Source organism: Chitinophaga sp. SVR4-12A (assembly GCF_056754765.1).
On the sequence record NZ_JBPGWP010000002.1, the window covers coordinates 1,024,066 to 1,039,326 of the forward strand.

Sequence of the window (15,261 nt, forward strand, 5' to 3'; positions counted from 1 at the left end):
AGCAACTACCTAATAGTACAAAAAATGGTCCAGGATAGTTTAAGGAAATTCATAGAAATATTAAAGTAATTTATTTTTAAATACTATATCTTTCTGCCCTAACTACTTTAATTTGTTATGATACTGGACACCCTGGAGAATGCCCATTTGTACTACGGCCTTGGTCCGAAATTCATCAAAGCATTTGAATACCTGAAGACCACTGACCTTGCCTCCCTGGAGAAAGGAAAGTATGAGATCGACGGCAAGGAAATCATCGCCATCATCAACGAATACGAAACGGTAGACCCTTCCGGCGAACGGATGGAGTCGCACAGGAAATATATCGATGTACAGTATATTGTCAGCGGTGCAGAGCTGATCGGGCATGACCTGCTCCTGGAGAAATCCCCCTCCAAAGCCTATGATGAAGAGGCCGACTATATGCTCTTCTCAGAAAAGCCGGCATTCTTCTCCCGTATGGAGCAAAACTATTTCGCCATTTTCTTCCCTTCAGACCTTCATATGCCCAATATCCGTATCGGTCAGCCGGCGCAGGTAAAGAAGGTAGTGATCAAGATAGCTGTTTAAGGTTTGAAGTTTGAAGTTTGAGGTTTGAGGTTCGTTGGAAGTTGCATGTTCCGAACAAGTATGCTGTATCGGCATACTTATCCTTAACTTCCAACCTTTAACGAACCTCAAACCTCAAACTTCAAACCTCAAACCTCAAACCTCAAACCTTTCCTTAACTTTTTGATGATCATATACACCAGCGACACCACACACAGCACGATCAGCGCTATACGCAGGTAACGGGCAGTGGTCACGGAAAGGCCGATACCCGTACCCAGGGCCACATATGCCGCCAGGCACATGGGGCATTTGGGGATGAGGATCAGTACGGCCCCTGGCAGCATCCAGCGGATACCGCTGACGATGCGTTTGATCAGTGACGGCCTTTGCTGCGGCCCCTCCGCGGCAGGTGGATGACCGGCTGCAGGCGCTGTAGTTTTTACAGGCCCGCAGCAGCAATGCGGTTTCATGAGTGCGCCCCTCCGCCACAGCAGTCGTGCCCCATGACCTTTGGAGGCTGATAGGTGGCTTTTTTATCAACAATATAGCTTTGGTCGTAGCGGTCATGGTGTCGTACCCACGACATGGTAAAGCCCAGGTCGTCCTCATTACGGCCCAGTGGCGCAATATCCATGAAATTGTAAGTGTTCACCATGATGTCACAGCCCCGCATGTAGGTAGAATAGGTGTGGAAGATGTCGTCCTTTTCATTTTTATAAAACGCGCTGGCCCCGTGCAGGTCTTCCGCCATGAACGGAATGTTGCCGTAATTGTAGTATACTTCTCCCTTGGCAATCTCCTCCGGTCTGAAAGACACGTGGTAATCGTAGTTAAAATCATTGCCATAGGAGGAGTACCATCTTACCTGCCAGCCCATGCGCTCCTTAAAAGCTTTGATCTGGTCGTAGGGCGCCCGGGATACCAGCAGCAGGGTAATATCCCGGTTGGCTAAGTGTACCAGGGTACCGTCTATATGGTCGGTGAGGAAAGAGCAGCTGGGACAGCCTTCTTCCCAGTCTGGCCCCAGCATGAAATGATATACGATCAGCTGACTGCGGCCATCGAACAGGTCTGCCAGTGTTTCTTTGCCATCAGGCCCTTCAAAAACATATTTTTTTTCTACCCGCTCCCAGGGCAGGGTGAGGCGTTCGCGGGCTACTTCGTCGCGGAGCCGGTTCAGTTCTTTCTCCTTTTCCAGGAACTGTTTGCGGGCGGCTAGCCATTCGGCGGAAGATACGACAGTGTTCATAAGCGGGTATATTTTTGGTACCATACAAATCTCAGTAAGAAAACCCGCTTTTATGATGTGTGGAAGCGCCATAATGGGGGTGTGTTTGTGCCATGTACTTAAGTTATATTTGTTGTCAGTTGACAGTTGTCAGTTGACAGTTTTAGCGCGGATATATTCGCTTCAATCACTGACAACTGACAACTGACAACTGACAACTAACCGCTGAATAAAGTCATGAAAGAAGTAGCATTGCTTGTCTACGAAGACGCCATCCTGTCTGCCGTTGCCGGTGCGCTCGATCTCCTGGCAGGGGCCAACCGGTACATGGAGGCTGCTGCCAGGCCTCCTGCCTTCCGCGTTACCCTGGCGGTTGAAAAGGAAGGTTTTGAGCCCTTCCCCTTGCCGCATCCCGGTTTCCGCTACCGTACCCTGAAAGAGATAAAAGACACGCACCTTGTCATCGCTCCGGCGTTTTATAGTCCGCCGGATACATCCCTGGAAAATAAGCAGGCCATGATCAGTTTCATCTCCGCCATGAGCAGGAGAGGAGCGGAGGTAGCCAGCCTTTGTGTAGGCAGCTATTTACTGGCGGAAGCAGGGCTGCTGTCCGGCAAAGCCTGCACCTCACACTGGAACAATATTGCCGACATGCAGCGGCGCTACCCGGATATTAAAGTCCTGCCAGACATGGTAGTGACCGACCAGGACGGCATCTATACCAGCGGCGGAGCATTTTCCTCCCTGAACCTCCTGCTGTACCTGGTGGAGAAATTCTACGGACGGGATGTAGGTATCTGGCTCAGCAAGACCTTTTCCATTGATATGGATCGTATCAGCCAGGCGCATTTCGCCGTATTTAACGGTCAGCGTCAGCATGAAGATGAGGAGATCCGCCGGGCACAGGCATACATCGAAGAAAACTACAATTCTGTGGTGTCGGTGGAGGAAGTGGCCGAGCAGATCAATATGAGCAAGCGTAATTTTATCCGCCGTTTCAAGCATGCTACCAAAAATACACCGCTGGAATACCTGCAGCGGGTGAAGATAGAATCCGCCAAGAAAGCGCTGGAGCGGGAGGCGCACAGCATCACCAACCTCATGTATGATGTAGGCTATAACGATATGAAGACCTTCCGCAAAGTGTTTAAAAGGATCACCGGCCTTACGCCGCAGGATTATAGAAAGAAATATTGCCGTGCCCTGCAATTGGAATAAAAAAAGACCGCCGGTATACCGGCGGCCTTTCGACGCGTCTGCGTCACAGTCTTCTTGTATGGAGCAACCCGGTTAGGCGATACTAACCGAAGGTTTCCATGAATATACTGTAGATAGCATGAATACCTCCTTTTCTTTGGTGAATTATAAAATTACTACATTATCCGGTAAAAGAATTGTTAAAATGACACACTTCTTTTATCCTTCAATCACCGCCACCCGGCCTATCTGCCCGTCTTCCAGCCTCACTTTAATGCCTCTTGAGTGATAAGCAGCGGAGGTGAGTATATCTTTTACAATGCCATAGGTAATCTTGCCGCTGCGTTGGTCTTTTTTCAGGATGATCCCTACTTCAAGGCCCGGGTAAATGTCTTTTCTGTATTGGCCGTCCATAAAAAGTTGTCAGTTATCAGTTATCAGTTGTTAGTGTTTGGTGCGAAGATAGCCCATTATTCAAACACTGATAACTGACAACTATCAACTGTCAACTATTAGAAATCTATCACTTCATCATTCAAATCCCACACATCATTTACGCTTACTTTAAAACCGCTGCCATTTGCAGGCGGATTATTGGGTGTTCCGTCCAATGCGTTGCCCGTTAGTATGGTACGTTTGTTTTTATAGCAACGTACGTTGGGAATCGTTTTTACATTCACCTCGCCGCTATAGTAATGGATATAGCGTACCGTTACAGTGAAGGAGGTTTCCGTGTTGAGGATAAATTCACTGAACTGGTTTTGGATCTCAGGGGTCCGGGACATTATCCGTACGATGCTATCAGCCATAACACAGGCGCCGGTGGCAAAGCTGAAGGTGCTGCTCTCGGGGGATACTTCCACTACTACCTGGTCATTTGAACCGGCGCCGGGCATATCCAGGATATTCACCTCCAGTTTAGCTACTGCACGCTCAAGTGAAACGTTGGTGCTTACCGCTGTGTCTGTGCTGTTAATGGTGATCGGAAACTTGGTGAAGTAAGTGTTATTCGCCTGTGCAAGTCCCATTGACCAGTTCAGCCGCAGACCCGCATCAGCAAGCGGTAAATGCGGATTGTCGCCCATCAGGGGGTTCCATCCCTTTGTGGCGAGGATAACGATCGTGTAGCCGCCAGGCGCCAGGGAGTCTTTAATGAGCCCAAAGCCGGGGTTCGACAACGTTTGCGTAAATGCGCTGACCTCGTTGCCGGCCGCGTCGTAGGCAAAGTAAAGCAGCTGGTCGATCTGGGTTTCCAGCAGTGAATCCCTTTGTGCGCCGGCTGTAGGCGCTTTGCGGAAGTCGCCTACTTCCTGGCTGAAGCCGGGTAATCTGAATTCGATAGGCCGTTTCTCCATCGAGGTTTTTTCGGGCGTCTTTTCAGGAGTGGCAGGACTGTCTTCTTTGCTACAGGAACAGAAAAAACATACAACCGCAAGGGTTGTCAAAAGAAAGGATGATCTCATAGTGTATAGTATGTTTTTAAAAAGAGAGTAAAATTACTCAGTTTAGCCTTCCAAAAAAGAGTAGAATCACTCTGTTTTTTAAAGAAAAAATTACATGTGTTACTCGATGATTGTAGGCCCAGGTGATGTATTAGGATATTTGGATATTAACATTTACCTTTGAACTGAACGCAAGATAGATTTGTGGCTCCGCGATTTTAGCCCTATTGTTGAGAAAACCTTATTACTTTCTTTTGTCCTTTTTGTTTTGAGAACCTGGCGTTAGTTACTAACGTTGTAATTTAAACGAATAGAGAAGCACATAATGTATCTATGAACGTGCCCTGTATTACCCTCGTATCTGGGATGCCGTTACCCTCGCCGGTTAATTATAGTTACCGCAGCTGTTGTCATGTAATGTTCTGCCGTACAGTGTCTATCTCCTACAGACTGTTTTCACAAGACCGATTCAATAAACCACTCGTTATCACCTAAACATTTAAATGCTCATGGAACCTTATTTAGCGTCCCTTTTACTGTTCGGTGGCAACTTCGCCATCAGAGGCTATCAGATGTGTTACGGACAGATCATTTCCATTGCACAGAATTCTGCGTTATTCTCTTTGCTGGGTACTACCTACGGCGGTAACGGCCAAACTACTTTTGCTTTACCTGATCTGAGAGGCCGTGCGCCCATAGGTACTGGTAACGCTCCTGGATTAGGAAATTACAATCTCGGTCAGCTGGCAGGTACCGTTTCTACTACGCTTACGATCAACAACATGCCTGCGCATACGCACAGCGCTGATCTGAGCCAGGTTACTTCCATTCCTTCTGCCAGCAGCGCTGCAGGTACTGCCGCTACGCCAGATAGCACCATGGTGCCTGCTACCTTGCCCAGCCAGGGTACTGGTCCCTCAGCTCAACCGATCACCGCTTATGCCAAGCAGGATAATACTGCACAAATGGCTCCGGGTAAAGTTGGTGGTAATCTGATAATAAATCCATCAGGTGGCACCCAGCCTTTCAGCATCCAGAACCCCTACCTGGCCATGACCTGGCTGATTGCTATGGAAGGCGTTTTCCCTTCCAGGAACTAAAATATAGTTAAGGAACAATAGAAGAAATGAAAACCTCCCTCAAGATTGGATTCCTGACACCCTATTCGGGTATCTATCCTTACTACTCGCAGCACCTGTTTACCGGGTGGCTGCTGGGCATGGGCCTCGATCCAATGCAGCAGAATACCATCGAATTTGTGCAGGAATACACTCACATGGGAAGTCTGAGCGCTTGTGAAACTGCAGCCCGTAAGCTGCTGTTTTTTAACCGTGTTGATATTCTTTCCGGTCTGGTAAGCTACAAGTCAGTACCAGGCATGGTCTCGCTGATAGAGAACGATAAACGTCCCGCCTTCTTTTTTGATATGGGGGAATATGTCCCTTATTTTCCCTATCTCAGCCCCGATATCTTTTATGCCTCCCAGCAGGTATGGCAGTCCCAGTATGCGCTTGGCCGCTGGGCACAGGGTAAATGGGGCGCCGGCGGTCACATCCTCACCGCGGTATACGAAGCGGGCTACCACCTCAACAACTCTTTCCAGCAGGGCGTTGCTGCTGCGGGCGGCAATGAGTTGCAGCTAACAGTATTGCCCTTTGATCCAAACGATCCTCACAGGATGGAGCTTGACAGTTTCTTTGCGCAACTGGCCAAAGAACCGCCTCCCTATGTGCACGTCATCCTCTGTGGCAGCATGGGTATTCGCTTTCTTGAAAAATGGGTACAGAGTGGCTTCCATAAAAAAATACCGCTGCTGGTATTTGAAACGATGGCCTATGACGACATCCTGGAAGATATAAAGAACGTCCACCTCGAAATATACTCCGCGCAGCTATGGATGCGGGAAGATGAGAATAAGGCCAACCAATTGTTTGTAAAATCATTTGAGAACATCGCGAAACAGCCCGCTAATATCTATTCCCTGATGGGATATGAAGCAGGACTGGTGTGGAGAGAACTGCTGCCCCATGCACTCAGGAACGACTGGGGAGCAGTAAAACAGCAGTTGCGCGAAGGTATCATCAACGGCCCCCGTGGAGAAAAGAATTTTTACCCGTCCTCCGGCTTTGCAATGCCGGCTGCCAATATTTTAAAGATCACAACATCCTCCAATAAGATACATAAAATCATTCTTGACCAGGGTATGGGAATGCGGTTCGATGCGAAAGAGCTTGAGGCGATCCACCAGGAAAGTGTTTCGGGCTGGCAAAACCCCTTACTCTGTATTTAATAGTTTCATATGAAGCAAACTTTTACCAAAACACTTAACATACTACTGCTAATGATTACCTGCCTGCTGGCGGGCTTTCACGTTAATGCGCAGTCGTATACTGTCTCCACCCTGGAAACCGGTAAACAGTACACCGGCATGGCAAGAGACAACGCGGGTAATATTTATGTAATCCGCGCTACCGGAACCCCCTTGGTTTTCGAGCTGGTTAAATACGTGAACGGAGATCCGTCCAACGTTGTTACGATCTATAACCAGCTGCACGCCACCGCCCCCGATTATTCCTGGGGTGTTACCGTTAATGATAACGGAGATGTATTTGCCACGAAAGAAGATGGTAGCGGCTGGAAGATCCTGAAGTTCGACGCCGGTACCTATGCCATGACCCAGATACGAAGCGGCGCCTATTATACCGCCCTGGCAGTAGATAACAGCAATAATCTGCTGGCAATGGAGTTTTACAATCATGGAGATGCTGATAAGACCAATGATAGCTACAGGCTGATGCGATATCCGGCAGGTTCGGAAAACCTCACGGGGACGCAGGTGTATGACGGCTTTGCTTATCCCACTACCACACAACAATTTACCTATCCCTGGGGCATTGCGGTGGATGGGCTGGATAATATCTACATCCTCGACCGTCCCGCAAATAGCGGGGGTAAGCTCGTAAAACTGTCGCCTCCGAACTACAATACACCAGTCATCGTAGCAAGCGGTAAGAACTTTACTTCCGTTGCGGTAGATGCACAAAATAATGTGTATACACTGGAGGCTATCGGCGCCACTACCAACTACCAGGTAGTAAAGTATACAGCGCCTACAACGGCTGGTCAAACTGGTGCCGCTATACCAACTACCCCCGCTACTACGTTTACCAGCGCAACGAATCAGTACCCATGGGGTCTTGCGATAAGCGATGCAGGAGACATATACGTGAATGACGGCTTCGCCGCCGGAGGCGGCAGGATGGTAAAGCTTACTCCTCCTCCGATCAATGTCACAGGCATTACCCGCGTAACCCCTACACCCAGCAATGCTACGTCCGTACAGTTCACCGTTACCTTCGACGGTTCCGCCGCAGGCGTAACCACTTCGAACTTTGGCGTCACCGTTGTCTCCGGCAGTATCACCACTGCCAGTGTTACTGCTGTAACAGGCTCCGGCAACACACGTACAGTAACCGTTAACACCGGCTCTGGTAATGGCGTCCTACGCCTCGACATGGTGAACAACACAGGTATTGCTCCCGCTGTTGCCACCGCCATGCCGTATCAGCTCGGCCAAACCATCCTCATTGATAAAACAGCCCCAACCGGCACCATAGCCATCAGCAATGGCGCTCCGTATGCCACTGCCACAGCCGTTACCCTCAACCTTACCGGTATCGAAACAGGCGGCAGTGGTGGATTACAAATGGCGTTTTCCAATGACGGCATCAGCTACAGTGCTGATGAGACATTCGCTACTACCAAAGCATTTACCCTCCCCAACGGAGACGGACTGAAAACAGTGTACATGCGCCTTCGGGATGCGGCCGGCAATGTTGCCACTTTCCAGGACCAGATCACACTGGATATGACGGCGCCCGAGACAGGCATTGTCTCTGGCCCCACGGATCCTACCAATAGCAGCGCTGCACCCTTCCAGTTCTTGTCCGATGATCCTGCTGCTACCTTTGAGTTAGCGCTCGATCCACCTACCGGTACTTATGCGCCTGTGGCCAATCCCATTACCCTCACCGGCCTTGCCGCAGGTTCACATACCATCAACGTTCGTGCAGTAGACGCCGCCGGGAACAGGGATCCTTCTCCCGAGTCCTACACCTGGTTCATCGATCAGACAGCGCCTGTGGTATCTTCTGTGACCGTGCCAGCAAACGGCACTTACACAATGGGCCAGGCCCTGAACTTTACCGTGGTATACAATGAGGCCGTTACGGTAGATCAAACCGGCGGTGTTCCTTATCTGTCCATCACCATCGGCAGCACCGTGGTCCACGCCGGCTACTTATCCGGCAGCGGCACCGCTAACCTGCTCTTCCGTTACACGGTTGGAGCCGGTGAGCTGGATATTGACGGTATCGCTGTTGGCAGCGTGATCACACTGTCCGGCGGTACTATAAAAGATGCAGCCACCAACAACGCCAATCTCACGCTTAACAGTATCGGCAATACTACCCAGGTGAAAGTTGACGCAGTCGGACCAGTGGTAACTTCCGTAACGCCGCCTGCTAACGGCACCTACATCATCGGCAACCAGTTGAACTTCACGGTGAACTTCGATGAGAACGTAACCGTGACCGGCACGCCTTCTTTCCCTGTCACCATCGGCACAAACACTGTACAGGCAACGTACGTTTCCGGCACAGGTTCAAATGCGCTTATCTTCCGCTATACCGTGCAGGGCGGCGACAACGATAACGACGGCATTGCAGTAGGCAGCGCCATCGCCCTCAACGGCGGCACGCTCAAAGACGTACTGGGCAACAATGCAACCCTTACCTTGAACAGCATCGGTAATACCAGCGCTGTACTGGTAAATACCAAACAGCCTGTTCCTACCATCACCAGTACCGCAACTTTCCCGGTAGCTGGCGCGTTTACCATCACCATCACCTTTGATGAGGATATTGCTGACATGTTGACGGTGTCAGATCTTAACGTTATAGGCGTCACTGTCAGCAATGCGCAAAGGGTGGATGCAAGGACCTTTACCGTCCTGCTTACGCCGCCGGGTGGCCAGCAAAATGTCAGCAGAACAGTATCTGTGGCGGGCAATGCGGTACATAACACCCTCGGCAACCCGAACATCCCTTCCGCTCCCTATAATATCTCCTGGGATACCAGGGCGCCGGTGATCAGTGTCACCCCGCCTGCCAATAAATATTACAAGGAAGCGGAGGCCATCAGCTTTACCGTCAGCTATGATGAAGATGTAGTAGTAACGGGAGCGCCTACGCTGCCGATAACAATAAACGGCAATACCCGCCAGGCAACATATGCAGCGGGCGGAGATGCCCGCACGCTGATCTTCAGCTATACAGTAGCCGCCGGTGAACAAGACCTGGATGGTATCGACCTGGCCGCCAATATCGCATTGAATGGCGGCACTATCAAAGATATAGCCGGCAACGACGCGCCAACAGGAGTAGCCACCACCAATTATCCGGGTATCCTGGTAGATGGCCGCGCGCCCACTGTTACTGCCGTTGCCATGCCTGGTGCCGGCCCAACCCCCAGCGGTTACTATAATACCGGCACTACGCTTGTCTTCACAGTAACCACCAGCGAGACCGTAACGGTATCCGGCACACCAACCTTTGATGTGATCATCGGTTCCACTACGCGCCAGGCAACTTATGTGAACAACGTAGGCAACCAGCTCACCTTCATATATAATATAGTAGACGGAGATAATGATGAAGATGGCATTACCTTAGGCTCCCAGATCAACTTCCCCGGCGGAAGCTCCATCAGGGATGCTGCGGCCAACAACCTGGTAGCGACGCTGAATGGCATAGGCGATGGCAGCGCCATACGGATCAATACCAATCATCCAACCGTGACCATCACACCGCCGCAGCCTGCAACAGTTGTGGCGCCGTTTTTGATCACCGTCACTTTCAGTGAAAAAACTACGGACGCCCTGGCCCTGGCAGATTTCAACCTTACCGGCTGCACGATCAGTGCCCTGAGCACAACAGATAATATCAGCTGGACAGGCCTCATCACGCCAACTGCCAACGCCGAGGGCGCTGGCACTATCCAGCTCCCTGCCGATGTGGTGCATAATATTGCCACCAACGGCAACCAGGCATCCGCTGTCTTTAACTTTAACTACGATACCAAGTCTCCGGCCATCACTTCCATCACCCCACCAACAGATGGAACCTATAAAGCCGGCCAGACGCTCACTTTTACCATCAACTACAATGATGACTTTACAGTGTCCGGTGCGCCTGCACTGCCTGTTATCATCGGCAGCAATACACGGAATGCAGCGCTCACCGGTAGCACTACCACCTCGCTGACCTTCAGCTATACCATCGTAAATGGCGACGAAGACGCAGATGGCATTGCCCTGGGCGCTAATATCGCATTGAACGGCGGCGCCATCAAGGATGCCGTTGGCCACGATGCAGCGTTGGGAGTAGCCAACAGCTACCCCGGTATCCTGGTAGATGGGGTCGTTCCTGTTGTCACTTCCGTGGATGTGCCTATGAACGGCATCTACAGGGAAGGCGATGTGCTCGACTTTAGGGTACACACCAGCGAAAATGTAACGATAACAGGTACCCCCTCCATCGATGTAACAATTGGCACTACTACCCGCAAAGCCACCCTTACCGGCGGCAGCGGTAGCAATACGCTCAGCTTCGCCTATACCGTAGTGGCAGGCGATAACGATGCGGATGGCATCGCCGTAGGTAGCGCTATCAATGCAGCAGGCGGTACCCTGCAGGATGCCGTTGGTAATAACATGAACCTGGCGCTCAATAGTGTAGCGTCCACCGCAGGTGTATTTGTGAATACAGTGATACCAACGGTAACATTGTCAGCTCCAACAGTGTTCAACAGCCGCTGGACCATGACCATCGCCTTCAGCGAAGCGGTAACCGGCCTTACGTTGACTGATATCAGCAAAACGAACGCTAACGTCATCAATCTGAGTACTTCGGATAATAAGACCTATACGGTAGATGTGGTCCCGCAGGCAGATGGCACGGTAACACTTAGTGTGCCCGCTAACGCTGCGGTGAACTTCGGTAACAACGGTAATTCCGCTTCCAACACGATTACATATACTTATGACGCTACAGCGCCCACCATCACGTCGGTAGCTGTACCTCCCAATGGTACTTATACCAACAGCGATGTGATTAACTTCATCGTTAATTTCAGTGAGAACGTAACGGTGACCGGCACACCTTCTGTCCCGGTTACAATAGGCGCTACTACCGTACAGGCTACTTATACAGGCGGTTCCGGTACAAACGCGCTGAACTTCAGCTATGCCATACAGAACGGCGACTATGATGCCGACGGTATCACTGTAGCTGCCGCGCTTGGGCTGAACGGCGGTACTATAAAGGATGATGTGACTAATAACGCCACATTAACCCTCAACGGTGTAGGCAATACCAGCGCTGTCCTGGTAGACGCCGTACCACCGGCCATCACCTCTGTGAATGTACCGGCCGATGGCTACTATAAAGCGGGTAATGTGCTCACCTTTACAGTAGATTTCAACGAGAATGTAACGGTAACGGGCACACCCTCCGTGCCGGTAATTATCGGTGCTACAACGGTACAGGCTAATTACGTTTCCGGTTCCGGTACAAATGCGCTCACCTTCAGCTACACAGTAGTAGCAGGTAATAATGATATGGACGGTATCGCCGTGGGCAGCACCTTAGCGCTCAATGGCGGTACTGTGAAAGATGGATTGGGTAACGATGCCGCGCTGGCGCTTAACAGTGTAGGCAACACCGATCATGTGTTCGTAAACACCGTTATACCCACCGTAACCATATCTGGTACGCCGGTGCTGAACAGCCCCTGGACCATGACCATCACCTTCAGCGAAGTGGTGACCAACTTTGCGCTGGCAGATATAACAGCTACGAATGCAACAGTAAGTAATCTGAACCAATCAGGCCCCAGCGTCTACACAGTGCTGGTAACAGCGGGCGGCAATGGTACAGTAACGCTTAGCGTACCAGCCAATGGCGCCTTAAATATAGGCGGCAACGGCAACAGTGCTTCCAATATAATTACCTATACGCACGACGGCACAGCACCGGCTATCACCTCAGTGACTGTACCTGCGAATGGCACTTATAACAGCGGCGATGTACTTACTTTCAGCGCTAACTTCAATGAGGGTGTAACCGTTACCGGTACCCCTTCATTACCAGTGCAGATTGGCACTACAGTTGTTCAGGCCACCTATACCGGCGGCAGCGGCACCACTGCCCTGAATTTCAGCTACACCGTATTGAGCGGTCAGCAAGATAACGACGGTATCGGCCTTGGTGCTTCGATTGCTCTCAACGGCGGTACTATAAAAGACGCGGCTACCAACAACGCCGTACTGACGCTAAACGGGGTAGGCAACACCAGTGCCGTACTCGTAGATGCGCTTGCACCGGTGATCACCTCCGTAACAGTGCCTGCCAACGGCTACTATAAAGCCGGCGATGCAGTGAACTTTACCGTACAGTTCAGTGAGCCGATCGTATACGCTGGTTCAACGGCTACATTACCGGTCACCATTGGTACTACCACCGTACAGGCTACGATATACAGTGCCCCCACCACTAATTCCATCATCTTCCGTTATGTAGTACAGGCAGGAGAAGTGGATCTGGATGGTATCACAGTAGGCAATACGCTCGTTCCTGGTGGTCTTGCCTTAAGAGACGCAGCCGGTAACAATGCTACCCTCACCCTGAACAATGTAGGTAGCACCAGCAATGTGTTTGTGCTGGCTAACCGTCCTACGGTAAATATCAGCGGAGCGGTAGAAGTAAACCAGCCCTGGACCGCTACCATTACCTTCAGCCATGCCGTAACAGGCTTCGCACTGACAGACATCACGCTGACGAACGCTTCGGCGAGCAACCTGCAAACTACAGATAACATTACCTATACCGCCCTGGTCTCACCGGTAATAGAAGGAGGGGTGTCCATAGAAGTACCATCCAGTGTTGCGCAGGATGCTGCGGGCAATCAGAACTTATTTTCCAACCGCCTTTCTTACTATTATGATCCTAACCCGCCAGTGATCACTTCCGTAGAAGTGCCTGCAAACGGTTATTACAAACAAGGCGATGTGCTGAACTTTGCTGTGAACTGGAACGAAACAGTAAGAAATAATCGCTCACCCAGCTCACTCACGTTGCCGGTGATCATTGGCAGCACCACCGTGCAGGCTGCCTACACCGGTGGCTTCAATTCCAAACGCGTTACTTTTGCCTATACCGTACAGGCAGGCCAGATGGACCTGGATGGTATCCAGCTGGGCACAGCGCTGTCACTGAACAACGCTGTTGAAAGCTTCACTGACCTGTCAGGCAACGTCGCCAACCTCACGCTCAATAACGTAGCCAATAGCAGCGGCGTATTCGTACATACGGCGCGTCCGTCTGTTACACTTAGCGCTGCTGCAGCTGCACGCTTGAACGCGCCGTTCACCGTAACGCTTACATTTAATGAAGCAGTAACACAGCTGGCCCTCACAGACTTTACGCTGACTAATGCGACCGTCTCCAACCTGCAAACAACAGATAACAAAACATACACCGTACAGGTAACACCAATAGCAGATGGCGCTGTGAGCATCAGCCTCCCGGCAGATGCAGCAGTGAACGTGGTAGGTAACGGTAACACCGCTTCCAACACCATTACCCGCACATACGACGCTACACCGCCGGCCATCGCCGCTGGTCAGACCTTTACCGTAAGCCAGTACAGCGCTGCGGGCACCGTCGTGGGTACGGCTACCGCTACTGATGCATCAGGTACCGTGCAGAACTGGATACTCGCAACAGACGGTTCCGGCGGAGCCCTGCAGATCAGCACCGCGGGTGTGATCTCCGTGAAGAATACTACGCTCCTCAATGCCCTGGTAGGCACAGATGTGAGTTTAGGCCTGACCGTTAGCGACGGCCTCAATACCAGCGCCGCAGTACCGGTGATTGTACGCGTGGTGTTCGTGAACCAGCCGCCCACCCTGGACCTGATCAGCAACGTGGCCATTTGTAAGGACGTACAAACCCATACCATACAGCTCACCGGTGCTTCTGCTACCGAGCCTGCCCAGACATACACCATCACCGCCACTTCCACCAGCAACATTTTTGATATGCTGAGCGTTGGCGCCGGTAATGTGCTGAGCTACCGCCTCAAAGCAGATGCGCCCGCAGGTACCGCCACCGTGGCCGTTACCATCCGCGATAATGGCGGCACCACCGGCGGAGCAGTAGATTCCCTGCGCCGCACTTTCACCATCACAGTGAATGCGCTGCCGGTGATCACCATCACCAGCGACAAAGGCGCCAGCGTTTCCAAAGGCGATATCGTGAAGCTGACCGCTACCGGTGGCAGCACCTATGTGTGGACCGCCGCAGACGGCATCATCAGCGGACAACGCACACCTGTCCTGGAAGTGAAGCCGCTGGCCAATATCAGCTACGAGGTAACAGCTGCCACTGCCGCAGGATGTACCGCTACCGCTTCCTTTGCCCTCAGCGTGGTGGTAGACTTCAAAGTGGATGCTGTGAATATCCTCACGCCTAACGGCGACGGCAGGAACGACCGCTGGGTGATCCGCAACCTGGACAGCTACCCGGATAACGAGGTGAAGATCTACGACCGTGCCGGCCGCCTGATCTACAGCCGAAGAAACTACAGCAACGATTGGGATGGTACCGTGAACGGCAGCCCGCTGGCGGAAGGTACCTACTACTATATCCTGACCATACAGAATGGCGCCAAGACGGCAACAGGTTATATTACGATTGTACGTGACCGTTATTGATCCTTTAA

The 15,261-nt window shown here is 51.3% G+C and carries 9 protein-coding genes; 5 read left to right on the forward strand and 4 right to left on the reverse strand.

Features of this window, described 5'->3' with window-relative positions:
• The first annotated feature begins 117 nt into the window (after positions 1-117).
• Complete coding sequence (locus ACR9Y8_RS30580) at positions 118-570, forward strand: NanQ anomerase/TabA/YiaL family protein (RefSeq protein WP_481217104.1); 453 nt, start codon at positions 118-120, stop codon at positions 568-570.
• Positions 571-698: 128 nt separating this feature from the next.
• Here ACR9Y8_RS30580 and ACR9Y8_RS30585 read toward each other — a convergent pair whose 3' ends face one another.
• Both ACR9Y8_RS30585 and ACR9Y8_RS30590 read right to left on the reverse strand, forming a co-directional pair.
• Positions 699-1,022, reverse strand: a complete 324-nt coding sequence (locus ACR9Y8_RS30585) for a hypothetical protein (protein ID WP_481217105.1) — start codon at positions 1,020-1,022, stop codon at positions 699-701.
• Entirely contained in the window at positions 1,019-1,801 is a 783-nt protein-coding gene (locus ACR9Y8_RS30590; RefSeq protein ID WP_481217106.1) for a DUF899 domain-containing protein, read from the reverse strand. The genes ACR9Y8_RS30585 and ACR9Y8_RS30590 overlap by 4 nt, the downstream gene beginning before the upstream one ends.
• A gap of 216 nt (positions 1,802-2,017) precedes the next feature.
• Between ACR9Y8_RS30590 and ACR9Y8_RS30595 the strand changes: the two genes are divergently transcribed.
• The gene (locus tag ACR9Y8_RS30595; RefSeq protein WP_481217107.1) at positions 2,018-2,998 is read left to right on the forward strand and encodes a GlxA family transcriptional regulator; all 981 of its coding nucleotides are present in this window, start codon (positions 2,018-2,020) and stop codon (positions 2,996-2,998) included.
• A gap of 198 nt (positions 2,999-3,196) precedes the next feature.
• Here ACR9Y8_RS30595 and ACR9Y8_RS30600 read toward each other — a convergent pair whose 3' ends face one another.
• Both ACR9Y8_RS30600 and ACR9Y8_RS30605 read right to left on the reverse strand, forming a co-directional pair.
• Positions 3,197-3,391 carry a YwbE family protein gene (locus tag ACR9Y8_RS30600; protein WP_298739665.1) on the reverse strand — a complete coding sequence of 65 codons (195 nt, stop codon included), beginning with the start codon at positions 3,389-3,391 and terminating at the stop codon, positions 3,197-3,199.
• Positions 3,392-3,489: 98 nt separating this feature from the next.
• On the reverse strand, positions 3,490-4,440 hold the full coding sequence (locus ACR9Y8_RS30605; protein WP_481217108.1) for a FimB/Mfa2 family fimbrial subunit: 951 nt from the start codon (positions 4,438-4,440) through the stop codon (positions 3,490-3,492).
• A 488-nt stretch (positions 4,441-4,928) separates the two neighbouring features.
• On the opposite strand from ACR9Y8_RS30605, the gene ACR9Y8_RS30610 reads away from it, so the two are divergent.
• Genes ACR9Y8_RS30610 through ACR9Y8_RS30620 form a run of 3 tightly spaced genes read left to right on the forward strand, consistent with a single transcriptional unit; the run spans position 4,929 to position 15,253 of the window.
• A complete protein-coding gene (locus ACR9Y8_RS30610; RefSeq protein ID WP_481217109.1) occupies positions 4,929-5,519 on the forward strand; it encodes a phage tail protein in 591 nt (196 codons plus the stop codon).
• Between the two features lie 26 nt (positions 5,520-5,545).
• Positions 5,546-6,709 (forward strand): ABC transporter substrate-binding protein, encoded by a 1,164-nt coding sequence (locus ACR9Y8_RS30615; RefSeq protein ID WP_481217110.1) that lies wholly within the window; start codon positions 5,546-5,548, stop codon positions 6,707-6,709.
• Positions 6,710-6,718: 9 nt separating this feature from the next.
• Positions 6,719-15,253 carry an Ig-like domain-containing protein gene (locus tag ACR9Y8_RS30620; protein ID WP_481217111.1) on the forward strand — a complete coding sequence of 2,845 codons (8,535 nt, stop codon included), beginning with the start codon at positions 6,719-6,721 and terminating at the stop codon, positions 15,251-15,253.
• The last annotated feature ends 8 nt before the right edge of the window (positions 15,254-15,261 follow it).